Source organism: Corynebacterium uropygiale (assembly GCF_021568315.1).
GTDB lineage: Bacteria > Actinomycetota > Actinomycetes > Mycobacteriales > Mycobacteriaceae > Corynebacterium > Corynebacterium uropygiale.
In genome coordinates, this window is sequence record NZ_JAKGSI010000001.1 from 714,511 (window position 1) to 737,286 (window position 22,776).

The window sequence follows — 22,776 nt, forward strand, 5'->3', positions numbered from 1 at the left end:
CGCGCGATGGCGGAATTCATCGGCGATCCCGAGGGGACCATTCGCTTCCTCGTTGGTGGCACCGGGGGTACTGGGGGCACCGGGGGTACTGGGGCACCGGGGGCTTCTAGTCCTCCTCGCTCTGCTCGACGTAGCGAACGGCAGGGCGCGCGGTGGCGAGGCGCCTGCGTCGGGCGAAGAAGAGGCCCACCATGCCCAGCCCCCACATGCCGAGCACACCCAGCCACGCGATGCGGAAGTCTCCCCACTGGTACTCGGTGGTCTCGGAGGAGAAGTCGAGCAGGAAGCCCATGAGCTGCGCCGTCACCATTCCGGCGAGGAAGCCGCCCATGTTGCCCAGGCCGGTTCCCGTGGCGACGATGGCCGGCTGGAGGTCCTCCCGGACGTAGTCGAAACCGTAGTTGGAGATCGGCGCGCAGCCGGCGGTCACGACGTTGATCACGAGGGCGGCGAGGAATCCGCGCGGCTGGCTGGGGAGGAAGAAGATCACCCAGGCCGCGGCGAGGAAGACGACGATGACAACGCCCGCGAGGTCACGCTTCTGCCCCAACCGGGCGGAGATGATGCCCATGAGGGGACCGCAGACCACGGAGCTCACCGTGTTCACCGTGAGCAGCAGCCCGACCTGCGCGGTGCTCAGCCCCATGCCCATCGTCATGAGGGGCACACCCCACAGCATGGTGAAGATGAGCTGGGGAAGCATGGCGGTGCCGTGGGTGAAGAAGGCCTGCCAGCACACCGCCTGGGAGCCCACCTTGCGGATCTGGGTGCGAAGCCCCATGCGGAGACGAATCCTGCGGCCCCAGTGGAGGTGGGGGAGGTGGATCGTCGTCGGGTGGAGGATCGGCTGGAGAATCCGCGTGCGCAGCTTCGCCTTGGCATTGCGCTGGGAGCTGGGCACGTACTCGGGGCTATCGGCCACGAGCACCGCCGCCGCGATGGCGATGAGAATGCCCACAGCCCCGAGGCTCACGAAAGCCCACGTCCAGCCCGCACCCTGAAGGAGGGCGAGGAAGGGCACGGCGGAGATGAACTGGCCCATCTGCCCAATCGACGCAGACAGCTGAGTGAAGATGGGGGTCTTTTTCAGCGGGAACCAATAGGGGAGAAGGCGCATGACGGCGAGGAATGCCGTCGCATCCCCCGCCCCGATGAGGACGCGCGCGCCAATCGCGACCCCATACGACGTGGTGAGCCCCAGGAGGATCTGACCCACGCCCATAATGACCGCGCCGATGAGGAGGAGCTTGCGCGGCCCGAAGCGGTCGATGAGCATGCCCATCGGGATCTGCGCGAAGGCGTAGACGCCCAGCTGCACGGCCGTGAACACGGCGATGCGTGAGGCATCGACCTGGAAGCGGAGGATCGCGTCGTGCCCGGCGACTCCGAAGCTGGTCCGGCCGGTGATGGCGATCATGTAGAGAATCGCTGCGGCAGACCAGACGATCAACGCTCGGGTGGTGACAACATCCTGTGGGTGAGGCGAGTTGTTCCGGGATGGTGGCGTGGATCTCATGTGAAAAAGCTTAATTTGCTGAAGGAAACGCCCCAAATGTACCCGCCCTTATTCGGGTCTGCCGGCGCCGCGAGGAGAGCGCAATGCGGTGATGCGCGTCCCAACTTGTAATCTGGACCCGTGCAGTATTTTTCGACTCGTGACGCGTCCGCAACCCCCATGGCCTTTACAGATATCCTTCTCGGCGGCCTTGCGCCGGATGGCGGACTCTATCTTCCTGAAAACTATCCACACGTTACATCCGCCACGTTGGAGGAATGGCGTGGAATTCTGCACGAGGGCGGATATCACGCTCTAGCGGCAGAGATTCTCCGCCTTTTTATTGACGACATCCCGGCCGAGGATCTCCGCGCGATCACCGCGAGGGCGTATCGCACCCCCACGTTTGCTGATCCGGCAATCGTCCCCGTGACGGAGCTTGGGGAGGGCCTTTTTATCGGGCACCTGTCGGAGGGGCCGACGGCCGCGTTCAAAGATATGGCCATGCAGTTGCTTGGCCAGCTCTTCGAGTATGAGCTCGACCGCCGCGGGGAAACCATGAATATCCTCGGCGCGACGAGCGGGGACACGGGGTCTTCCGCGGAATACGCGATGCGCGGGCGCCGGGGTATCCGCGTGTTCATGCTCACCCCCGCGGGGCGCATGACCCCCTTCCAGCAGGCGCAGATGTTCGGTCTCGATGATGCACACATCTACAACATCGCCCTCGACGGTGTCTTCGACGACTGCCAGGATGTAGTCAAGGCAGTCTCCGCGGACGCCGACTTCAAGCGCGAGTATCGTATCGGCGCGGTGAATTCGATCAACTGGGCCCGACTGCTCGCCCAGGTCGTCTACTACGTCGCCTGCTGGCTGCGGGTGAGCCGCTCCAACGAGGAGAAGGTGAGTTTCTCCGTCCCTACGGGCAACTTTGGCGACATCTGCGCTGGGCACATTGCCCGCTGCATGGGTGTTCCCATCGATCGGCTAATCGTCGCGACCAACGAAAACGACGTCCTTGATGAGTTCTTCCGCACCGGTCACTATCGGCCGCGCTCCGCGGCGGAAACCCAGGCAACGTCCAGCCCCTCCATGGACATTTCTCGGGCCTCCAACTTTGAGCGCTTCATTTTCGACGTGCTGGGCCGCGATGCCGACCGGACCCGCGACCTCTTCGGCACGCAGGTGCCGCAGGGCGGCTTTAGCCTTGCGGAGGATCCCGTCTTCCCGGAGATTGCCGAGCACTGGGGTTTCCTCTCGGCGCGCTCGACCCACGAGGATCGCCTGGCGACCATCCGCGACATTCGGGAACGCTACGGCGTTCTTGTGGATCCGCATACCGCGGATGGCATCATGGCCGCTCGCACCTGGTCCGCGGAGATCGATTCTCCGATCGTGTGCCTGGAGACCGCGCTGCCCGTGAAGTTCGCGGAGACGATCAAGGAGGCCACCGGCACTGAACCGCACGTTCCCGAGCGCTTCGCCGGGATCCTCGACGCGCCGCGCAAGGTCAAGGATCTGCCGAATGACGCTGACACCGTCAAGTCCTACATTCGGGAGTGTATCGAGCAGACCGAGGTGCGCTAGGCAGCCTGGCCATCGGCATCGGTGCCGCAGGCTCCTGTCCCGACACGCCACGAGAGGAGATCACATCATGGCGCAGGAAACGTTCTCTCCCTACCAGAATGGGGAGGAGTTTGATCCGGCAGCTTTTGCAGCAGCTATCCGTCGTGAAGCTGCCGCTCAGGTCGCAGCGAAGAAGGAGGCTGAGGAGGCGGCGTCGCTCTCCCCGGAGTCCGAGGGCGAGGATGCCTCATGACGACGCCGGAGTTCGTGCTCGCCCTTCGGGAAAAGGTGGGGCATGATCCGCTCTACATGGGTGGGGTGACGGCCGTTGTGGTCCGCGATGTGCCGCCGGGCGCTGCGGTGTGGGAAGTTCCCGACGTGCTCCTCGTGAAGAGGAAGGACTCGGAGGAGTGGACTCCGATCACGGGGATCATCGAGCCGGGGGACGAGCCCGACGACACCGCCGTGCGCGAGGTCTGGGAGGAGGCGGGGATCGATGCCCGCGTGGAGGCGCTGCTCGGTGTTGGGCAGGTGGGGCCGGTGACCTTCCCTAATGGTGACCAGGCGTATTTCCTGGACACCTCCATGCGGCTGAGCCAGATCGGCGACGCCCGCCCCCGCGTCAACGACGACGAGAACATCGACGTCGGCTGGTTCACTATTTCGCAGCTGCCGCCGATGAAGCCGCGCTTCCGGCTCATCATTGCTGACGCTGTTGCGCAGATGAAGCGTCCCGCGGGTTACCGGCCGCGCATGGGCTACCACAAGAGATCGACTCATCCAAAGGATTGATTTTTTGCCATACCTCTTCCCTCTCAGGTAAGGCTGCACTACATTGCGGGGTAGAAGCCCGTGATTAAAGGAGAGGGAGTACCCCATGAGCATTAGCTGCCGTCCGTTATCCGTTGCCCTCCGCGAGGAGACGGCCAACGCCCACCGCGAGGCCGAGCATTCTTCCTTTATGAATCAGCTCCTCGCCGGGGATTAAGACGCCGACGCGATCATCGTGCTCCAGCAGCAGATGCTCCACGTGTACACGACCCTGGAGAGGGCCGTGGAGCTTCTCAGCGATGACCCGCGAGTGGCAGCCATCGGGGATCCGGCGCTGAGCCGCGTGCAGCGGTTGCGTGCCGACCTCGCGGCGCTCGGGGCGGAGGCTGATGTTGCCCCGTGTGCCGCGACGCTGCGGTACATCCTGACGGTGGACAAGGCCGCCAATGAGGCGGATGCGGCGAGTATTATCGCCCACCACTATGTGCGCTACCTGGGGGACCTTGCGGGCGGGCAGGTCATTGCCCGCAAGATGGAACAACTCTACGGGGTGCCCCGCTCGGCCCTGACGTTCTACGACTTCTCCGACATCGGTGCCATCAAGCCCTACCGGGATCGTTACCGGGAGGCGCTCGACTCGCTGAAGCTCACCCAGGAGGAGCGGGAGCGCATGCTGTCCGCCGCAGCTGAGGCATTCCGCTTCAACATCGACGTTTTCCGCGCGGTGGGGGAGCGGATTTGTAGCCGCTGAGTCCCAGGCGCCGGCCATGGCTGGCGCCGAGGCTATGCGGAGGGGCGGGAAACGGCCTCGCTGAAGCTGCGGATCCAGGCGCGCATGCCGAGGGTCTGTAGGCTCTCGTAGGCGTCGGTATAGGCCGCGCTGAATGCTGGGTCAACGGCTAGATCACCGAAAACCGAGCTGATGTGCGCGAACGCGAGAGTTTCTCCATGGTCGGCGGCTTTCGCGGCTGATACCAGTTCTTCGGCATGGGAGTCCTCGACGGGGAGTTCCTCTCCATTCTCTGTCATCCCCCGGCATCCGTATGCCCACGCTGCGCAGACGCCGGCACCAAGGTCAATAGCGCGCCCAGCGTCAATGTTGTCCCGAATGGTGCCGAGTATGAACTTCGGCATACGATCCGAGGCATCCTGAGCAAGGCGGGCCAATGTATCGGCGATGGCGGCATTGGCAAAGCGTTCAAAGAGAGTGTCGATGTATGCCTCAACGTCACATCCTGGAAGGGTGGCTAAGGTGGGGCAGGCCTCACGTTTCAGATAGAGGCGGGTGAAAGCGACGATATCGGGATCGGTGGCAGCCTCGTGAGCAAAGGTGAGCCCGAGGGGGCGGCCAAGGTGAGCAAGGATCTGGTGGGAGGCGTTAAGCAGACGCAGCTTCATGAGCTCATAAGGCTGAACATCCTTGACCAGATCTGCGCCGACATGCTCGAAAGCCGGCCGCTCATGGCAGAAATTGTCCTCGATGACCCATTGACAGAAAGGTTCGGCGCTGACAGGCCACTGCTCCTCGATGCCGTAGCGGGTAGTGATTTCCTCCCTCACCTGGGAGGTTGTGACTGGGGTAATCCGGTCCACCATGGAGTTCGGAAACGCAACGTGGTTGGCGATCCACTCGGCCAGCTCGGGGTCACTCATTTCAGCCTGCGCGAGGACCGCCGAACGCACAATAGCTCCATTGCCGGGGAGATTGTCGCAGGACAACACGGTAAAAGGTGGCAAGCCAGTGGTGCGACGCCGGCGGAGAGCCTGAACGATGTACCCGAAGACGGTGGTGGGGTGCTCGGGGTCCTCGGCATCCCTCATGGCTGCGGGGGAATGACGACGGAACTCACCCGTCTCATCGTTGATGTTGTAGCCGCCTTCGGTAATGGTGAGGGTGACGAGAGCAGTCTCGGGGGAGGCCAGGAGGTCGCGGACTGCTTGTGGTTCATCAGGGGCGACGAGCATATCGGTGATACTGCGGATTTCCCGGCGCGTCCATTCTCCAGAGGGCGCCTTGAGAACAAGGGAGTAGCGGTAACCATGTGCCGCTAAGGCATCTTTCATTGCGCGGTCGTGATCGAGCACACCGACACCAATGATGCGCCACTCCTGGGCTTCACCCTTGTCGTGAAGGTCTTGTAGATAGACGGCCTGGTGAGCACGATGGAAATTCCCGACACCGAAATGAACAATATTCTTAGACATGAGAAGTCCTTTCCGTATTGGTTTTCTGGTAGTAGGGGTCTGCTGGGTGCTTCACAAAGAAGAGCAGAAAGAATGACAAGACATAGAGCGCGGCGAGAGAATAAGCAACGGCGCCATAGCCCGCGCGGTCAACAAGGACGGTGACAATGGCGGGGCCGACAAAAGCACCGAGGCCTGCACCGAGATTGAGAATCGACAGGGCATTAGCGGACTCGGTGTCGGAGTGAGCCATGACCAAGGGGGTCGTGGGGACGTGAGCGGAGAGCCCAATACCCATAGTGATCATGCCGAGTGCCACGAGGAAGGCATTCGGCCCCGCCCAGTGGGGAATCAGGTAGAGGTACACCAAAGCGATGGCGCACAGTGGGGTAGCGGCGCGCTGCAGGGTGCGCTGCCACCCGAAGCGATCGCCCACGATGCCCCACACGACGTCACCGATAATGCAGGCCACGCCGAAGATAGTGAATTGGGTGATCGCGGTTCCTTCTGGCATGTGGTGGACCCGTTGGATATAGACCAGATAATAGGCCTGAAGTCCGTATTGACCGGAGAGGTTAATAATCTTAATGATGCCGCCAATGCCGACCTTCGGACGCCGCCACACAATAGATACAGCGGAGCTCAGCGCGCTGACGACGTGAACGCCCTTGCTCTGGTAGGAGGAGGGCTGATGCCTCAAGAACCACATAGTTCCTATGCCACCGATAACCGCAAGTCCAAAACCGAACCACAGCGTCATGATGGCACCAAACCCTGGAAGCAATATGGAAGAAAGCCAAGCACCGATGGTTTGCATACCCAGGGAGAACGCAAACCAGAACCACCCGGATGCGGAGGACTGGCGCGCCTTTGGCGTAATAAGCATCATCCAGGTGAGAAATCCGTAGGCGAGCATCGGGTAGCCGAAACCGCGCATGCCATAAAGGATCATCAAGAGGACGATGTTTCCGGAGGGGATACCGACGACGATAAAGAGGGCGTCAAAAATCAGGAAGGATGCGAGCCCCATGAACATAACGCGCCGGGGGCTGATAGCGTCACAGAGGGCTCCCGAGAGAAAAGCTGCAAACGCTACGATGATGCCATAACAGGTGTAAATGGCTGAAGACTGTCCGACGCTAAAGCCAACTTCAGTGTGGAAGAAGTCGGTGATCCAGACAGCTTCGATGCCGTCGCCAATGACGAAGAGCACCACAAAGAACAACCCGACGCCAGCCTCGAGAGGGAACCGGGTCTTCTGTGCGAACTCGGAAAGAGTGTGTGAGGTCATGCTGCGCTCCTGAGCACTCTATGAAAGCGGACACTGTGATTATGACTCTGTGTCCTAGATAGCAGCATGACTATTATCTGCCCGGTTGTGACCGGTTAGTGACTGTTGTGGACGTGGGGCCAGAGCTGGAGTAAGGCAGCAGAGAGCGGCTATTGCTCTACCCGGTGGAGGGGTACGTCCCAGCGACTATACCGGCGAGCAGTAGATTCCCGCAGCTCAGCGCCAGTAATGATGCGGTGGAAGCTCGAGATATGCGCGAAGCGGACGAAAGATCGGGCATCAAATTTCGAGTGATCGCCAATGAAAACCCGCCGTCGGGCTTGTTCGATCGCTTTCTTCTTCACGCTGGCAACTTGTGGATTTGGTGTGGACAGCCAGCCATCGCTGTCGATTCCATTGGCCCCGATGAACGCGACGTCAATGTTCATGCTCTCTAACATGGTGACTGCCCAGTGGTCGATCACCCCAAAAGAGATCCCGCGGACAACCCCGCCTAGCACAATGGACGTCACCTTCGGCAGGGTAGCCAGTGCCTGGGCTGTGGGCAGGGAGGAGGTGACGGCTGTTAGTTCGCGTTCCCGTGGTAAAGCGAGGGCCAGCAAATAGGGCAGGTGTCCCTCGTCGATGAAGATGGTGGAGGCATCGTCAAGAGCATCAAGGGCCGCCGTCGCGATCCGCCTCTTTTCTCCGATGTTGCGGTCTTGGCGGAGGGTGTGAGGGATCTCGAACAGGGAGGATCCGACGGCCCGCACGCGGCCATAAGTGCGTTCAATGTCGCCGCGCTCTTCAAGAACACGCAGGTCGCGACGGATCGTCTCCATGGACACCCCGAATTGTGGGCCCAGCTCGGCAACGCTGACCTCGGTGTTGCTGCGAATGAATGCGAGTACATCCTGTTGTCTCTTCCTCATGTCCACACCTTTATGAGGTATCCAACAGCTGGGCTGGATGCAAACTACTGCACCACTGGTAGTTCGCCGGGGCGCCCCCACTCGCTCCAGGAGCCGTCGTACACCGCGATATCTTCTCGGCCAGCGAGTGTGGCCGCCAGTGCGAGTACACACGCCGTGACTCCGGAGCCACAGCTGGTGATGGTGCGTGGCGCACCGTCGGCTTTCTCATCAAACAGTGCGGAGAGCTGATCGGGGGATAGCATGATGCCGTCCTGCTGAACCTCTGTGAACGGGAGGTTCACGGCCCCTGACATGTGTCCTGAGCGTAGTCCCTCGCGAGGTTCGGGATCGGTGCCGGCGAAGCGGCCGGCGGAGCGGGCGTCGAGGACCACGGTGTGGTCGTCCTTAAGCGCCGCTAGGACGTCCTGGGCGGAGACGAAGAACTCCGGGTGGTACTGGGCGTGGAAGGTGCCCTCGGGGGTGCCGTCTTCCCGCTCGGTGCGGGGAGCGCCGCTGGTGGTCGGTAGGCCGGCGGCCTTCCAGGTGGGGAAGCCGCCGTCGAGGACGGCGACGGTGGTGCACCCCATGGACTTCCACATCCACCATCCCCGCGCGGCGGAGAACATTCCTTGGGTGTCGTAGATGACGATGGTGGAATCATCCGTGACGCCGAGGGCGCGGGCGAGTTCTTGGAAGGCCTCCGCGGAGATCATGGTGTGGGGGACGTCGGTGGAGTGGTCGGAGAACTCGCCGTCGATGTCCATGGCGAGTGCGCCGGGAATTTTCTCTGAAGCATGTCGGAAATCGCCGATGCTGGCGTCGAGGATGATGAGGTTGTCGTCGTGGAGGTGGTCGTGCAGCCAGGAGACGGTGACGAGGGGTGTCATGGTGGAGGAAGTCATGGCTGCAGGATACCGAAAGGATTTCGAAACCCCCGCCCACTAGTGTGAGAGGCGGGGGTGGGGTGGGCTGCGGTGTCCGTGTTGTCCGTGGGATCGTTAGCTTTCCAGCTCCTTTTTCACGCGTGCGTCATTGGACGCAGCAACCAGCAGGGCAGCCAGAGCTTGGAGCACGGTGTCGACGTTGTCCATGTCCGAGGACAAGGCGGTGTAGACCTCTTGGGACTCTTGCGCGGATCCCAGCAAGGCCAGGAGGCCCTTTTGCTGGAAAGCTGATGCGGCTGCCAGTTGGTGTGCGTCGTTTTCACTGGCGATGTCTTGGATCCGTTTGTCTTCGATGAGCTTGCCGTAGCAGGCGCGGATGGCGCTCTTTTGGGCTTCATCGGATGCGCTGATACCGGCGGCGCTGAGGATCTCGTTGACTTTCTCCACCGCCTCGGCGAAGGCGGTTGTGACGGGCGAGTGTTCGGAGATGGGCCGGTTAGCGGGCAGGGTGGACCTTGATCCCAGCACAGCCCGCGGCCGCGAACACGGCTGCGAACACCACGACACCCCGCACTGGCGCAAACACCAGGCGGGGTGTGATCTCTACCGAGTCGCGGGAATTAGCAGTCGAAGTACATCTCGAACTCCTGCGGGGTCGGGCGCAGGCGGTTCGGCATGATCTCGTTATCCCACTTGAGCTGGACGTAGGTGTCGATGAGGTCCTCGGTGAAGACGTCGCCTTCGGTGAGGAACTCGTTGTCCTTGGCCAGGGCGTCGAGGGAGGCCTCCAGGGTGGTGGGGGCCTGCGGGATCGACTTGGCCTCCTCCGGCGGAAGCTCGTAGAGGTCCTTGTCCACCGGGGCGTGCGGCTCGATGCGGTTCTTGATGCCGTCGAGGCCAGCCATCATCATGGCGGCGAAGCCGAGGTAGGGGTTGCCCGAGGGGTCCGGGGCGCGGAACTCGATGCGCTTGGCCTTCGGGTTGGAGCCCGTGATCGGGATGCGGACCGCGGCGGAGCGGTTGCGCTGCGAGTAGACGAGGTTGATCGGGGCCTCGAAGCCCGGGACCAGGCGGTGGTAGGAGTTCAGGGTCGGGTTGGTGAACGCCAGGACCGCGCCCGCGTGCTCGAGGAGGCCGCCGATGAAGTAGCGGGCCAGGTCGGAGAGTCCGCCGTAGCCGGCCTCATCGTGGAAGAGGGGCTGCCCGTCCTTCCAGAGGGACATGTGGGCGTGCATGCCGGAGCCGTTGTCGCCGGCCAGCGGCTTCGGCATGAAGGTCGCGACCTTGCCGGCCTGGGCGGCAGTGTTCTTGATGATGTACTTGAAGGACTGGAGATCATCCGCGGCGTGGAGCAGCGTGTTGAACTTGTAGTTGATCTCCTGCTGGCCGCCGGTGCCCACCTCGTGGTGGAAGCGCTCGATGTCGAAGCCAGCGTTGGCGAGGTTGCGCGCCATGTCATCGCGCAGGTTCATCGTCTTGTCATAGGGCGGGACCGGGAAGTAGCCGCCCTTGAGGCGGGTCTTGTACCCCAGGTTGGGGGAGCCGTCGACGGTGGTCTCCTTGCCGCGGTTCCACCAGCCCTCGTCGGAGTCGACGTGGTAGAAGCCCTCGTTAATGTCGGCGGAGTAGCGGACGGAATCGAAGAGGTAGAACTCCGCCTCCGGGCCAAAGAAGCAGGTGTCGGCGATCCCAGTGGAGGCGAGGTACTCCTCGGCCTTGCGGGCGACGTTGCGCGGGTCGCGGGAGAAGGGCTCACGGGTGAACGGATCATGAACGAAGAACTTGATGTTCAAGGTCTTCGCCTTGCGGAAGGGATCCAGACGGGCCGTGGCCAGGTCGGGAAGAAGGTTCATGTCGGATTCATCAATGGTGGTGAATCCGCGCACCGAAGAGCCGTCGAACGCGAGGCCTTCTTCCAGGGTGTCCTCGTCGAGGGAGGAAGCAGGAATAGAGAAGTGCTGCTCGATGCCGGGGACGTCGGTGAAACGAACGTCGACGAACTCGACGTCTTCATCCTTGATGAACTGAAGTACATCTTCGGCGCTGCTAAAGGCCATGATCTCTCCTAAACGGGCGAGTAGTATGAAGTACGGTTCCTAGTGTAACCCTTTTTCTATCGTTCTATCAATATTTGGTGTCTGAGTGATTTCAGATGCCTCCACCGACGTCATCGCAGATGAGATGGGCAGGATATGGCACAACCCAAGCGCAGTTGGATCGAAGGGCCGCAGATTCCCGGTGAGCGAGACGATCCTGATGCTCCCGGCCGCTGGCCCGGCGAGAAGCTCGGGCTCCCCAAGAGCGGGCCGGGCTCCCTGGCCTCGGTCATGCGCCGCGTGGGAGGCATGCTGGTGGATTGGTGGATTTGCTGGGCCATCGCCTTCCTCATCACCCGGATGACCCACATGTTCGGGGACATCGCCACCACCACCTGGCTACTCTTCCCGATCCTCGGCACCATCACGGGCTGGCTCTTTGCCCGCACCCCCGGCCAGGCCCTCTTCAAGATGGGCATCGCGCGCACCGACGTGCCGGGCACCCGCGTCGGATTCGTTCGAGCGCTCCTGCGCTCCGTCTTTACCGCCCTCCTCTTCCCGCCGGTCATCATGGATTCCGACGGCCGCGGCCTCCACGACCGCGCCACCGGAACCAGCGTCATCCTGGGCTAGGCCGGCCGGGCGTCGACTCGGCCCACCCAGACCACAACACGAACACACCCCGCGAAGCATGTGCGTCGCGGGGTGTTGTGTGTGCTAAGGACGCCGGGGTCTGGGTCGACGGGGTCGAAGCGCCGAGACCACCGGCTAGAAGAGGAGGAATACGAGGATCTGCGCCGCGATGATCTTGCCGATCATCGAGATCGGATAGACCGACGTGTACCCGCGCGCCGGCAGCTCATTACGCGCGGCATCGGCCACGTAGCTGAGTACCGCCGGCTGGGTTTGCGTTCCGGCGAGGATGCCGGCCACCTCCCCATAGGGGATCTTGAGCACGCGGTGCCCGATGAGCACCGTGAGCACGGAGACAAGCAGCGTGATGATCGCGCCCACCGCGATGATGGAGAGCGAGGAGGAGTCGGAGAGGGCCTGGCGGAATCCGGCGCCGGCCGTCGTACCAATGGCGGCGAGGAAGAGCGTCATGCCGAGCTGTTGGATTGTGAGGCTCGCGCCATAGGGGATCTGCCAGACAAACTTGCCCGTCCGGGTGAGGGCGCCGAGGATCAACCCCACAACGAGAGGGCCGCCTGCGTTGCCAAGCTTCAGCGCGGCCCCACCCGGAAGGGGGATAGCGATCATGCCGAGCATGATGCCCAGCACCAAACCAAGCACGAGGGGAAGCAGGTTGACGTCCGAGAGCCGCTTGTAGGAGTCACCGAAGAACTTCGTGATTTCCTTGATCTGGTTGTGCTCCGCGACGACGCGGACCCGGTCCCCAAGCTGAAGGGTCATGTCCGAGCTCGCCACGAGGTCATCATCCCCGCGGCGGACACGGGTGATGAGCATCCCCGGCTTCATCCGGCTGAGAACCTGGAGGGGGATCCCCACGACCTCGGGGGAGGAGACGAAGATGCGCCGATAATCCAGGGACCCATCGTGGTAGGGGTTGCCGTCGACAATGATGCCGAGCTCCTGCTCCGCGGCCTGGAGGTCGGCCTGGGGGCCCACGATGGTGACGATGTCACCGACGTCGAGGCGCTCCCCAGCCCCGGGTACAAACTGGACCCCGTTGCGCTCGATACGGGAGATGATGACCTCCACGCCGAGGACCTTCGGGATGTCAAAGACCGACGGGGGCGTGGGATGCGTGATCTTGAGGAGATGGCTGTAGAGCGTTTGCTCCGCGACGCCGGCCTCCTGTGCCTCCTTGCGGTGATCGACCTTGAAGATCTTGGCCCCCGCCGCGATGACGAGGATGACCACGAAGACACCCAGCGGGTAGGCCAGCGAATAGGCGATGACCGGCACCTCGGAGACGAGCGTGAGCTGCTCGGAGTCCTTGATGAGGGAGGGGAGGGTATCGACGATGGCGGCCATCGCGGGGGTGTTGGTGGTGGCGCCTGTGAAGGCGCCGGCGCCGGCGGCGGCGTCGAGATCGAAGAGTTTGACCAGGCCAAACGTCGCGGCTGCGGTGAGGAAAATGACCGAGAGCGCGAGGGCGTTGTTCCTCAGGCCGCTGGACTTCAGCGAGGTGAAGAACGCCGGCCCGCTAGCGAGGCCAATCGCGTAGACGAAGAGGGCAAGGCCGATGACGTAGACGATGGGCGGGATGGAAATCTGCGGTTCGATCGTGGAGAGCCCGAGGCCCACGAAGAGAACTGCGGCCGCCCCAAGACGAAGGCCGAAGATCTTTATCCGGCCAAGAAGAAGCCCCACCGCCATGACCGCGGCGAGGGCGAGCAATTCATTGTTAATGAGGACGTGCACACACTTTATTGTGCTGAAATTTTTCCCCGTCCTCAATTCCACAAAGAAGGTTCGAAAAAAGCCCGTACCCACGCCTTTTAGGGGGGTACGGGCTGCAGAACGCGGGGCCTTAGGAGTGGCCTCCTCGGCGCTGATTCATCCGGCGCGCGCGGCGGTTCATCCCGGACATCTTGGCGCCCTTGGGGAGCGGTCCCTTGGGCAGGCCGGCCGGGCTCGTGGGGCTCGCACCCACGCCGTCCATGGCCTCCACCTTGGCGGCGATGCTGTACACATCGTCCTTGCGGTAGACGCGGGGCAACTTCACCAGCGCGGTCTGGAGCTTCTTCACGGGCACCTGGCCTTCGCCGTCACCGACGTAAATCTCGTGGATCGGAACATCCGCGAGGAGCCGGTTGAGGCGCTTGTGCTGCTGGCGCATGAGCGGCTTGAGGCGGTGCGGGGAGCCCTCGCCCACGAGGACGATGCCGGGGATACCGATCACCCGGTGCACGGCATCCATGTGGGTGGTGGCGGCGACGCCCGTCTTGGTGCGCCAGACCACGCCCATGCTGTTACGCAGGTTCTCGAGGCGCCAGGCGGCGGCGCCGGGCTCGTTGCCCACCCGCTCGTACATCGAGTTCTCGAGGCGGCGGGTGAAGATGAACATCGCCAGGAGAACACCGAGCGCAATGCCCATGATGAGCATCCACCACTGGCCACCCCAGAAGGAACCAATGATGAAGAAGATCAGTGCCACACTCACGACGGAGAGCAGCATGAGGGGGATGAGCGCCTTATCGTGCTCCTTTTGGAGCTTGAACGCCTGCCACAGTTGCGAGCGGGTCTGCTTCCGCTTCGCGCGCTTGGCGGCGCGCTCCTCTTGACGAGCGGCCTTCTCAGCCGCCTTTGCCTTCTTCGCGTCTGCCATGATCCTAAGAATAAGTGATGAGGTTTTTTAGGGACGAACAGCCCCACGGCCGGCGGGTCCAACGGGCGTATCGGCGGAGGGGCCGTACTTGTCCAGGAGGGTGGAGGCCTCCTGCGCCGTCGTCCCCTGCTGGGAGGTCTCCTCCAAGTGCTTGAGGTTCTCCGGCAGCGGGCGACCGTGGAATGCCATGGCCTCGGCATAGAGGCGGCCGGCCCGGTAGGAGGAGCGGACCAGAGGCCCGGACATGACCGCCGCGAAGCCGATCTCCTTGGCGTAGTCGCGGTGCTCGATGAACTCCTCCGGCTTCACCCAGCGGTCGATCGGGTGGTAGAGGGGGCCGGGGCGCAGGTACTGCGTGATGGTGATGATGTCGCAGCCGGCGTCGTGAAGATCGTCGAGGGCGGAGCGGATTTCCTCCGGGGTTTCGCCCATCCCGAGGATGAGGTTGGACTTGGTGATGAGCCCGTAGTCGCGCGCCTGCCGGATGACGTCGAGGGAGCGCTCATAGCGGAACGCCGGCCGAATCCGGCGGAAGATGCGCGGCACCGTCTCAAGGTTGTGGGCGAAGACCTCCGGCTCGGACTCGAAGACCTCCTGCAGGAGGTCGGGCTTGCCGGAGAAGTCCGGAACGAGGTTCTCGACGCCCGTATGCGGGTTGAGCTCGTGGATCTGGCGGACCACTTCCGCGTAGAGCCAGGCGCCCTCGTCCTCGAGGTCGTCGCGGGTCACGCCGGTGATGGTGGAGTAGTTGAGGCCCATCTCGCGAACGCTCTCCGCCACGCGGCGCGGCTCCTCCCGGTCGAGCGGCTCGGGGCGCGCGGAGTTGATCTGGCAGAAGTCACACCGGCGGGAGCAGTTCGCGCCACCGATGAGGAAGGTCGCCTCGCGGGACTCCCAGCACTCGTGAATGTTGGGGCAGCCGGCCTCCTGGCACACCGTGTGAAGGGAGGCGCCGGAGACACGATTCTTCATGTCCCGATACTCCGGGCCAGTGCGCACGGCAGTCTTGATCCACCGCGGTTTGCTCTCGATGGGGGTTTGAGAGTTGCGCGCCTCGATGCGCAGCAGACGGCGTCCTTGCTTGCGTCGTTCCGGTGCAGTAGTCACGTGTGACAGCCTACCTAGGGTCGGGTGAATGGATGGGAGTGGGGATGGGGTGCGGTCCGCGTGCCGACGACGGCTAGCTCCGGCGGGATCGGCCCAGTCCCCGGCAGGGATCGGGCGCGGAACCGAAGGTGTGGTCCGCCACGGTCATGCGGCCACTGAGGACCTCCTCGAGGGCGTGGAGGAAGGGCTCTTCCATGTCCTCCACGGTGACGGTCCGGGCGAGTTCCTGGCTGAGGGTGCTCACGCCGGCGTCGTCGATGCCACAGGGCACGATGTAATCATAAAACTCCAGCGTGTTGCAGCAATTGAGGGCGATGCCGTGCATGGTGACCCCGCGGGTAATGCGGATACCAATGGCGGCAATTTTTCGGTCGGGGCGCTCTCCCTCGGCGGGAACCCACACGCCCGAGCGCCCGTCGATGCGCCCCGCGCGCGTGACCCCGACCTCCCGGGACACGTGGATGAGTGCTTCCTCGAGGCGGCGGACATAGTCGACGACGTCCACCGGGTCCGCCAGCTTGATGATGGGGTAAGCCACGAGCTGCCCGGGCCCGTGCCAGGTGATCCGGCCGCCGCGATCGACGTCGATGACGGGCAGGCCGTTCGTGGGTCGGTCCTCGGGCTGGGTGCGCTTCCCGGCGGTGTAGATGCTGGGGTGCTGAAGGAGGAGGACGGTGTCCGGAATCTCCCCGCGGGCCCGCTGGGCCGCGAGCTCCGCCTGGAGATCCCAGGCCTCGAGGTAGTCGACCTCGCCGAGGCGGCGGACGTCGAGGAGCCCGTCAGCGTCGGCGCGGATGGAGCGATCTGCAGGGAAGAATGGTTGTCGCGGTGCAGTCATGGTGTGCACCACAGTACGCCACCACCCGGGGAGCTGGCTCCCCGGGTGGCAGGTGGTGTGTGACTAGTCGACGCCGTTGGCCTCGGCGTAGTCATCGGCGTCCATGAGCGGGCCGGGCTCGTCGACCTCAACCTCGAAGAGCCACCCCTCCTCGTAGGGGTCGGAGTTGATGACGGAGTAGTCATCGTGGACCGCGTCGTTGACGGCGGTGACGGTGCCGGTCACCGGGGAGTAGAGGTCCGAGACGGACTTCGTGGACTCCACCTCGCCGCACGGTTCGCCGGCCGTGACCTCGTCGCCCACCTCGGGCAGCTCGGCAAAGACCACTTCGCCGAGGCGCTCCGTCGCCACGGAGGTGATTCCGACCTTGACGGTGGCGCCCGCTGCATCATCCGCGAGGGCGTTGATCCACTCGTGATCCTCAGAATACGAGTAGTTCTCGGGCAGAGTAGCCATGATCTTAAACCTTCCTGATCTTATTTTTCACGGCGGTAGAAGGGCGTCGCGCAAACCGCGTACGGGTAACGCTTACCACGAATATCGGCCTCGAGCTCAGTTCCCACGTCGGAATACTCCTTTTCCAGGTAGGCCAGCGCGACGGGATACCCCAGAGTGGGGGAGAGCTGCCCCGATGTCACCTGGCCAACCTCCTGGCCATCGGCGGTGTAGAGCACCGCGCCTTCGCGAGCGGCCCGGCGTCCTTCGCCTCGAAGACCAGCGAGAACACGGCTCGGGGCCGGCTTCTTCTCCAGCGCCTCCTTGCCGACGAAGGCCTCCTCCTTCTTCTTCCCGATGAGCACGGCCAGCCCGGCGTCGGCGGGGCTGAGCTCGGTGCTCAGCTCGTGGCCATAGAGCGGCATTCCCGCTTCGAGCCGGAGGGAGTCACGCGCTGCGAGCCCGCAGGGGGTTGCCCCTGCCTCGCGGCAGAGCGTCCACACCCGGCGGGAGGCCTCTGGGTTATCGGAAATGTAGAGCTCGAAGCCGTCTTCGCCGGTGTAGCCGGTGCGGGCGGCGATGATGGGAATGTCTGTGAGCTCGGGATCGGTGAAGGTGACCGTCGTCCAGGCGTAGTAGCGAAGCTCCGAGGCTGCGGTGGCGCTCTCCTCGGTGAGCAGGCTCGTGAGGAGGGCGGCGGAGCGCGGACCCTGCACCGCGATGAGGGTGGTGGTGTCGGTGGCGTCCTCGATGCTGACGTCGAGTCCCTCCGCCGTCCGGCGGAAGGATTCTAGGACGGTGTCCTTGTTGCTGGCGTTCGGGATGACGAGGAAGTCCTCCTCGCCCAGGCGGTAGGTGATGAGATCGTCGATAATGCCGCCCTCGTCGTTGAGCGCCATGGAGTACTTCGCGCGGCCCACCGCGAGGGAGGAGAGCGCGGAGATGAGGGCGCGGTCGAGGAATCGGGCGGCTTCGGGGCCGCGCACGCGCAGCTCACCCATGTGGGAGAGGTCGAAGAGCCCGGCGTCGCCGCGGACGGCGCGGTGCTCCTCCAGCTCGTTCTTGTACTTCAGCGGCATGGTCCAGCCGCCGAAGTCGGTGAAGCTGGCGCCGAGGGACTCGTGCTCCGGGTAGAGGGCAGTGGTCTTGCTCATGGTTCTCCTTTCGATTAGTGCTGCTCTGGGCTCTCGTCGAGGTCAAAAGCCTCCGGCGGTGGGCAGGAGCAGACGAGGTTGCGGTCACCATAGGCCTCGTCGATACGACGGACGGCGGGGAAGTACTTGGCCCGACGCAGGCCGCTCACGGGCCAGGCCGCCTGGGTCCGGCTGAAGGAATAGGGCCACTCGTCGGCGCTCACCGCGGCGGCGGTGAAGGGCGCGTGGTGGATGACGGAGTCCTCGTAGGCGACCGTGCCGTCGATGATGTCCTGGATCTCCCCGCGGATGGTGTGCATGGCCTCGATGAAGCGGTCGAGCTCCGCGAGGTCCTCGGACTCGGTGGGCTCCACCATGAGCGTGCCTGCGACGGGGAAGGCGAGGGTCGGCGCGTGGAATCCAAAGTCGATGAGGCGCTTGGCCACATCCGCGGCCGTGACCCCGGACTGCTTGGTGAGCTCGCGCAGATCGAGAATGCACTCATGGGCCACGAGCCCGCCCTGCCCGGTGTAGAGGACGGGGAAGTCCTCGTGGAGCCGCGCGGCCACATAGTTGGCCCCGAGGATCGCGTGGGCGGTGGCCTGGGCCAGGCCGTCGGCACCCATCATCGCGAGGTACGCCCACGTGATCGGCAGGACGCCGGCACTGCCGAAGCGCGCCGCCGTGATGGCGCCGGAATCCTTCTCGTTGGGGTCGCCGGGGAGGAAGGGGATGAGGTGCTCGGCCACGCACACGGGGCCCACGCCCGGCCCGCCGCCACCGTGCGGGATGGTGAAGGTCTTGTGCAGGTTGAGGTGGGAGACGTCGCCACCGAAGACGCCGGGCCGGGCCACACCGGCCAACGCGTTGAGGTTCGCCCCATCGATGTACACCTGCCCGCCAACCTCATGGATCCGCCGGCACACCGTGCTCACGGTGTCCTCAAACACGCCGTGCGTGGAGGGGTACGTGATCATCGCCGCGGCGACATGATCCCCATGCTTCTCCAGCTTGGCCTCCAGATCCTCCAGGTCAATCGAGCCATCCTCCGCAGTGGCGACGACGACCACCCGGAGGTTCGCCAGCGCGGCGGAGGCCGCATTCGTGCCGTGGGCGGACTGGGGGATGATGCAGATGTCGCGCTGGGTATCGCCCCGGGAGACGTGGTAGGCGCGGATGGCGAGCAGCCCGGCGAGCTCTCCCTGCGCGCCGGAGTTCGGCTGCACGGAGACCTTGGCATAGCCCGTGATCTGGGCGAGCCACCCTTCGAGCTCCTCGATGAGCTGGCGCCACCCCTCCGTGAACTCATCGGGGGCGTAGGGGTGGATGTCGGCAAAGCCCGGCCAGCTGATGGGCTCCATGCCGGCGGTGGGGTTGAGCTTCATCGTGCAGGAGCCGAGCGGGATCATCGTGCGATCCAGTGCCAGATCCTTGTCCGCGAGCACCCGCATGTAGCGCATCATCTGGGTCTCGGAGTGGATGGAGGAGAAGATCGGGTGCTCGAGCGTCGGGCTCTGCCGGCGCAGAGACTCAGGGATGCGCTCCTCGTGCGCCTCCTTCGCTTCCTCCACACTCTCCTCGAAGGGAGCGAGCGCGCCGGGGCGGCAGGCGTCGGCGAGCACGTGGGCGTCACCGAGGGTGGCGGACTCGCCGAAGGACACCGAGAGGGAGTCCCCGTCGAGCACGCGCACGAGGTAGCCGGCCTCCGCGAGGCGCCGGCGAATCGTCTCCGCCTCACCCGGGACGCGGATGCTCACCGTGTCGAAGAAGTGCTCGTGCAGGAGCTCGACGCCATCCAGCGAGCTCACCGCCGAGGCGAAGGCGCTTGCTGCCTGATGGATCCGCGAGGCAATCGCCTTGAGCCCCGTCGGGCCGTGATAGACGGCATACATGGAGGCCGTCACGGCAAGCAGCGCCTGGGCAGTGCAAATATTGGAGGTTGCCCGCTCCCGCCGAATGTGCTGCTCACGGGTCTGTAGAGCGAGCCGGTAAGCGGGGGCTCCGTCGGCGTCGACGGACACCCCGACAATCCTGCCCGGCATCTGGCGCTTGAGCTTGTCCGTCACGGCCATGAACGCGGCGTGCGGGCCCCCGTAGAAGAGCGGAACGCCGAAGCGCTGCGAGGAACCCACCGCGATGTCCGCCCCCAGCGTGCCGGGGGACTCGATGAGCTGCAGAGCCATGAGGTCTGTGACGACGGCGGCGAGGCCACCACGGTCATGGGCGGCGTCGATGTACGGGCGGAGGTCGGTGAGCTCGCCCTCGGTTCCCACCTGGGCGAGGAGCACACCCACAAGGTCCTCGCCGACGAGCCCCGCGGAGAGATCCTCGGTGCTGACCTCGAGGCCCAGCGCGCTCGCCCGCTTGGTGGCGACGTTGAGCACCTGCGGGTGCAGCCTGGCGTCGAGAAGAACGCGGCGCCCCTTCTTCTTCGCGCGGGACATGAGACCCACGGCCTCCGCGGCGGCGGATGCCTCGTCGAGGAGGGAGGCGTTCGCGATGGGAAGGCCCGTCAGCTCGCTCACCATGGTCTGGAAGTTGAGGAGCGCCTCCAGGCGGCCCTGGGAGATTTCCGGCTGGTAGGGCGTGTAGGCGGTGTACCAGGCGGGGTTTTCGAGGATGCCGCGGCGGATCACCGGCGGGGTCACCGTGTCGTGGTAGCCCTGGCCGTAGAAGGCCTTGAGGATGGTGTTCTTTTCCGCGTAGGCGCGAAGTTTCAGCTGGGCATCAGCTTCGCTGAGCGCACCAGGGAGGGAGGGCTGCCCGTTGGCGCGGAGTCCATGGGGGACCGTGGCGTCGAGGAGGGCGTCCAGGTCCGGATACCCGACGGCGGCGAGCATCGTCTTTTCTTCTTCACGATTGGGTCCGAGATGCCGCGCGAGGTAAGACGCAGGATCCTGGATGGGGGCAAGTGACATGAAAGTAGGTGCTCCTTAGGGGGCTGTGTCGACTAATCCGCCTCCACTTTAATGGTGGCGATCACCACTGCCGAGGGGCGGCGGACGGGCTTTCACGAATGGGGGTACTGCGGTGAAAAATATCGCCGGCACGCACCCGCTGCAGGGTGAGTGCCGGCGATATCAGGCGTCTGTCATGACGTCGGTGTCGGACTTAGAGGTCGAGGTCGCCCTCGAAGTTCGCGGTCTCCAGGCGGTCCTTGATGGTGGTCATGAACCGGCCAGCGTCCGCGCCGTCCACGATCTGGTGATCGTAGGTGAGCGGCAGGTAGACCATCTGGCGGATCGCGATGGAGTCAATGCCATCGTCGGTGACGACGACGGGGCGCTTGACGATCGCGCCGGTGCCCATGATCCCGGCCTGCGGCGGGACGAGGATCGGGGTATCAGAGAGCGCGCCCTCGGAGCCGATGTTGGTGATGGTGAAGGTGCCACCAGCCAGGTCGTTCGGCTTCAGCTTGTTGTTGCGGGCGCGGTCCGCGAGGTCCACGATGGCCTGGGCCAGCTCGGGCAGGCTCTTGTCCTGCGCGTCGTGGATAACCGGGCTGAGAAGGCCGGCGGGGGTGTCCACCGCGATGGCGATGTTCACCGACTCGTGGTAGGTCATCTCCTTCGTCTTCGCGTTGTAGGACGCGTTGACGTTCGGGTGGGAGACCAGCGCCTCAACCGCTGCCTTCACGAAGAAAGGCAGGTAGGTGAGGTTCACGCTGTACTTCTCCTTGAAGGCCGGCTTGTTGGCCTTGCGCAGTTCGGCGATCCGGGTCATGTCCACCTCGTGGAGCTGGGTCAGCTGCGCGGAGGTCTGGAGGGACTCGACGGTCTTCTTCGCCGTGATCTCGCGGATGCGGTTCACCTTCTGGGTGGTGCCGCGGAGCTTGGCCTTCTCCGGGTCAACAGACTTGGTGGAAGCAGCGGAGGCGGGAGCCTTCGTCTCCTCTTCCTTGGCGGCCGGAGCCTCGCCCTTGGCCGCGGCGAGGACGTCCTGCTTACGGATACGTCCGCCCACGCCGGTGCCCTCGATGGTGCTGAGGTCCACGTTGTGCTTCTCGGCGAGCTTGCGCACCAGCGGGGTCACGTAGGGCATCTTGCCGGTCGTGGCCGAGTGCGCGGGCTCGTCCTTCTTCTCAGCCTTGGCAGGCTCTGCCTTCGGCTCTTCCTTCTTCGGCTCCTCCTTGGGAGCCTCGGCCTTCGGCTCGTCCTTCTTGGGTTCTGCCTTCTTGGGGGCGGAGCCGGAGCCGATGCGGGCGATGGTTTCGCCGACGTCGACGGTGTCGTCTTCTTCGGCGAGGATCTCGAGGAGGGTGCCGGCGACGGGGGAGGGGATTTCGGTGTCGACCTTGTCGGTGGAGACTTCGAGCAGCGGCTCGTCGACCTCGACGGTGTCGCCGACTTCCTTGAGCCACTGGGTGATGGTGCCTTCGGTGACGGACTCGCCGAGTTCCGGCATGGCGACGTCGGTGGCGTCACCGCTGTCGGCGGAGCCAGACTCCTCGCTGGCCTCTTCGACGGTGTCGTTCTGGTCCTTAGACTCGGCCTCCTGGATGGCGGCCTCGGAGGGAACCTCGCGCTCCTCTTCCTTCTTCGGCTCCTCCTTCTTGGGTTCGGCCTTGGGGGCGGAGCCGGAGCCGATGCGGGCGATGGTTTCGCCGACGTCGACGGTGTCGTCTTCTTCGGCGAGGATCTCGAGGAGGGTGCCGGCGACGGGGGAGGGGATTTCGGTGTCGACCTTGTCGGTGGAGACTTCGAGCAGCGGCTCGTCGACCTCGACGGTGTCGCCGACTTCCTTGAGCCACTGGGTGATGGTGCCTTCGGTGACGGACTCGCCGAGTTCCGGCATGGCGACGTCGGTGGCGTCACCGCTGTCGGCGGAGCCAGACTCCTCGCTGGCCTC

Annotated in this window: 21 protein-coding genes; 6 read left to right on the plus strand and 15 right to left on the minus strand. The window is 64.2% G+C overall.

The annotated features are described in order from the left end of the window. Positions 1–106: 106 nt before the first annotated feature. Positions 107–1,516 (minus strand): MFS transporter, encoded by a 1,410-nt coding sequence (locus L1O03_RS03420; RefSeq protein WP_236117997.1) that lies wholly within the window; start codon positions 1,514–1,516, stop codon positions 107–109. Between the two features lie 120 nt (positions 1,517–1,636). On the opposite strand from L1O03_RS03420, the gene thrC reads away from it, so the two are divergent. From thrC to L1O03_RS03440, 5 genes are all read left to right on the plus strand, one after another. Continuing rightward, positions 1,637–3,082 (plus strand): threonine synthase, encoded by a 1,446-nt coding sequence (gene thrC / locus L1O03_RS03425; RefSeq protein WP_236117998.1) that lies wholly within the window; start codon positions 1,637–1,639, stop codon positions 3,080–3,082. 67 nt (positions 3,083–3,149) lie between these two features. Continuing rightward, complete coding sequence (locus L1O03_RS03430; protein ID WP_236117999.1) at positions 3,150–3,314, plus strand: hypothetical protein; 165 nt, start codon at positions 3,150–3,152, stop codon at positions 3,312–3,314. Continuing rightward, positions 3,311–3,853, plus strand: a complete 543-nt coding sequence (locus tag L1O03_RS03435; RefSeq protein WP_236118000.1) for an NUDIX hydrolase — start codon at positions 3,311–3,313, stop codon at positions 3,851–3,853. The genes L1O03_RS03430 and L1O03_RS03435 overlap by 4 nt, the downstream gene beginning before the upstream one ends. A gap of 85 nt (positions 3,854–3,938) precedes the next feature. Next, complete coding sequence (locus L1O03_RS11595) at positions 3,939–4,049, plus strand: biliverdin-producing heme oxygenase (protein WP_338026115.1); 111 nt, start codon at positions 3,939–3,941, stop codon at positions 4,047–4,049. Positions 4,050–4,067: 18 nt separating this feature from the next. Next, complete coding sequence (locus L1O03_RS03440; RefSeq protein WP_236118001.1) at positions 4,068–4,583, plus strand: biliverdin-producing heme oxygenase; 516 nt, start codon at positions 4,068–4,070, stop codon at positions 4,581–4,583. A 32-nt stretch (positions 4,584–4,615) separates the two neighbouring features. Here the strand turns inward: L1O03_RS03440 and L1O03_RS03445 are convergent, their stop codons facing one another. The 6 genes from L1O03_RS03445 to glnA all read right to left on the minus strand — a co-directional run bounded on the left by L1O03_RS03445 (position 4,616) and on the right by glnA (position 11,141). After that, the gene (locus L1O03_RS03445; RefSeq protein WP_236118002.1) at positions 4,616–6,037 is read right to left on the minus strand and encodes a mannitol dehydrogenase family protein; all 1,422 of its coding nucleotides are present in this window, start codon (positions 6,035–6,037) and stop codon (positions 4,616–4,618) included. Beyond that, on the minus strand, positions 6,030–7,307 hold the full coding sequence (locus L1O03_RS03450; RefSeq protein WP_236118003.1) for an MFS transporter: 1,278 nt from the start codon (positions 7,305–7,307) through the stop codon (positions 6,030–6,032). The genes L1O03_RS03445 and L1O03_RS03450 overlap by 8 nt, the downstream gene beginning before the upstream one ends. A 149-nt stretch (positions 7,308–7,456) precedes the next feature. Beyond that, positions 7,457–8,218, minus strand: a complete 762-nt coding sequence (locus tag L1O03_RS03455; protein WP_236118004.1) for a DeoR/GlpR family DNA-binding transcription regulator — start codon at positions 8,216–8,218, stop codon at positions 7,457–7,459. A 44-nt stretch (positions 8,219–8,262) separates the two neighbouring features. Further along, a complete protein-coding gene (locus L1O03_RS03460) occupies positions 8,263–9,102 on the minus strand; it encodes a sulfurtransferase (protein WP_236118005.1) in 840 nt (279 codons plus the stop codon). Positions 9,103–9,198: 96 nt separating this feature from the next. Further along, complete coding sequence (locus tag L1O03_RS03465) at positions 9,199–9,531, minus strand: hypothetical protein (RefSeq protein ID WP_236118006.1); 333 nt, start codon at positions 9,529–9,531, stop codon at positions 9,199–9,201. A gap of 173 nt (positions 9,532–9,704) precedes the next feature. After that, complete coding sequence (glnA, locus tag L1O03_RS03470) at positions 9,705–11,141, minus strand: type I glutamate--ammonia ligase (RefSeq protein ID WP_236118007.1); 1,437 nt, start codon at positions 11,139–11,141, stop codon at positions 9,705–9,707. A gap of 135 nt (positions 11,142–11,276) precedes the next feature. Here glnA and L1O03_RS03475 point away from each other — a divergent pair, with 135 nt between their 5' ends. Further along, entirely contained in the window at positions 11,277–11,753 is a 477-nt protein-coding gene (locus L1O03_RS03475; RefSeq protein ID WP_236118008.1) for an RDD family protein, read from the plus strand. A gap of 135 nt (positions 11,754–11,888) precedes the next feature. Here the strand turns inward: L1O03_RS03475 and L1O03_RS03480 are convergent, their stop codons facing one another. The 8 genes from L1O03_RS03480 to sucB form a co-directional block, all read right to left on the minus strand. Next, complete coding sequence (locus tag L1O03_RS03480) at positions 11,889–13,508, minus strand: aspartate:alanine exchanger family transporter (RefSeq protein ID WP_236118009.1); 1,620 nt, start codon at positions 13,506–13,508, stop codon at positions 11,889–11,891. Between the two features lie 109 nt (positions 13,509–13,617). Continuing rightward, positions 13,618–14,415: a DUF4191 domain-containing protein gene (locus tag L1O03_RS03485; protein WP_236118010.1), complete on the minus strand. Its 798-nt coding sequence runs from the start codon at positions 14,413–14,415 to the stop codon at positions 13,618–13,620. 27 nt (positions 14,416–14,442) lie between these two features. After that, the gene (gene lipA / locus L1O03_RS03490) at positions 14,443–15,522 is read right to left on the minus strand and encodes a lipoyl synthase (protein WP_236118011.1); all 1,080 of its coding nucleotides are present in this window, start codon (positions 15,520–15,522) and stop codon (positions 14,443–14,445) included. A gap of 73 nt (positions 15,523–15,595) precedes the next feature. Beyond that, entirely contained in the window at positions 15,596–16,360 is a 765-nt protein-coding gene (gene lipB, locus L1O03_RS03495; RefSeq protein ID WP_236118012.1) for a lipoyl(octanoyl) transferase LipB, read from the minus strand. A 63-nt stretch (positions 16,361–16,423) separates the two neighbouring features. Next, a complete protein-coding gene (gene gcvH / locus L1O03_RS03500) occupies positions 16,424–16,816 on the minus strand; it encodes a glycine cleavage system protein GcvH (protein ID WP_236118013.1) in 393 nt (130 codons plus the stop codon). A 20-nt stretch (positions 16,817–16,836) separates the two neighbouring features. Further along, positions 16,837–17,949, minus strand: coding sequence for a glycine cleavage system aminomethyltransferase GcvT (gcvT, locus tag L1O03_RS03505; protein WP_236118014.1), 1,113 nt, complete (start codon positions 17,947–17,949; stop codon positions 16,837–16,839). Positions 17,950–17,963: 14 nt separating this feature from the next. Beyond that, the gene (gene gcvP, locus L1O03_RS03510; RefSeq protein WP_236118015.1) at positions 17,964–20,846 is read right to left on the minus strand and encodes an aminomethyl-transferring glycine dehydrogenase; all 2,883 of its coding nucleotides are present in this window, start codon (positions 20,844–20,846) and stop codon (positions 17,964–17,966) included. Between the two features lie 193 nt (positions 20,847–21,039). Further along, positions 21,040–22,776: 2-oxoglutarate dehydrogenase, E2 component, dihydrolipoamide succinyltransferase (gene sucB / locus L1O03_RS03515; protein ID WP_236118016.1), on the minus strand; the 1,737-nt coding region annotated here is incomplete at its 5' end.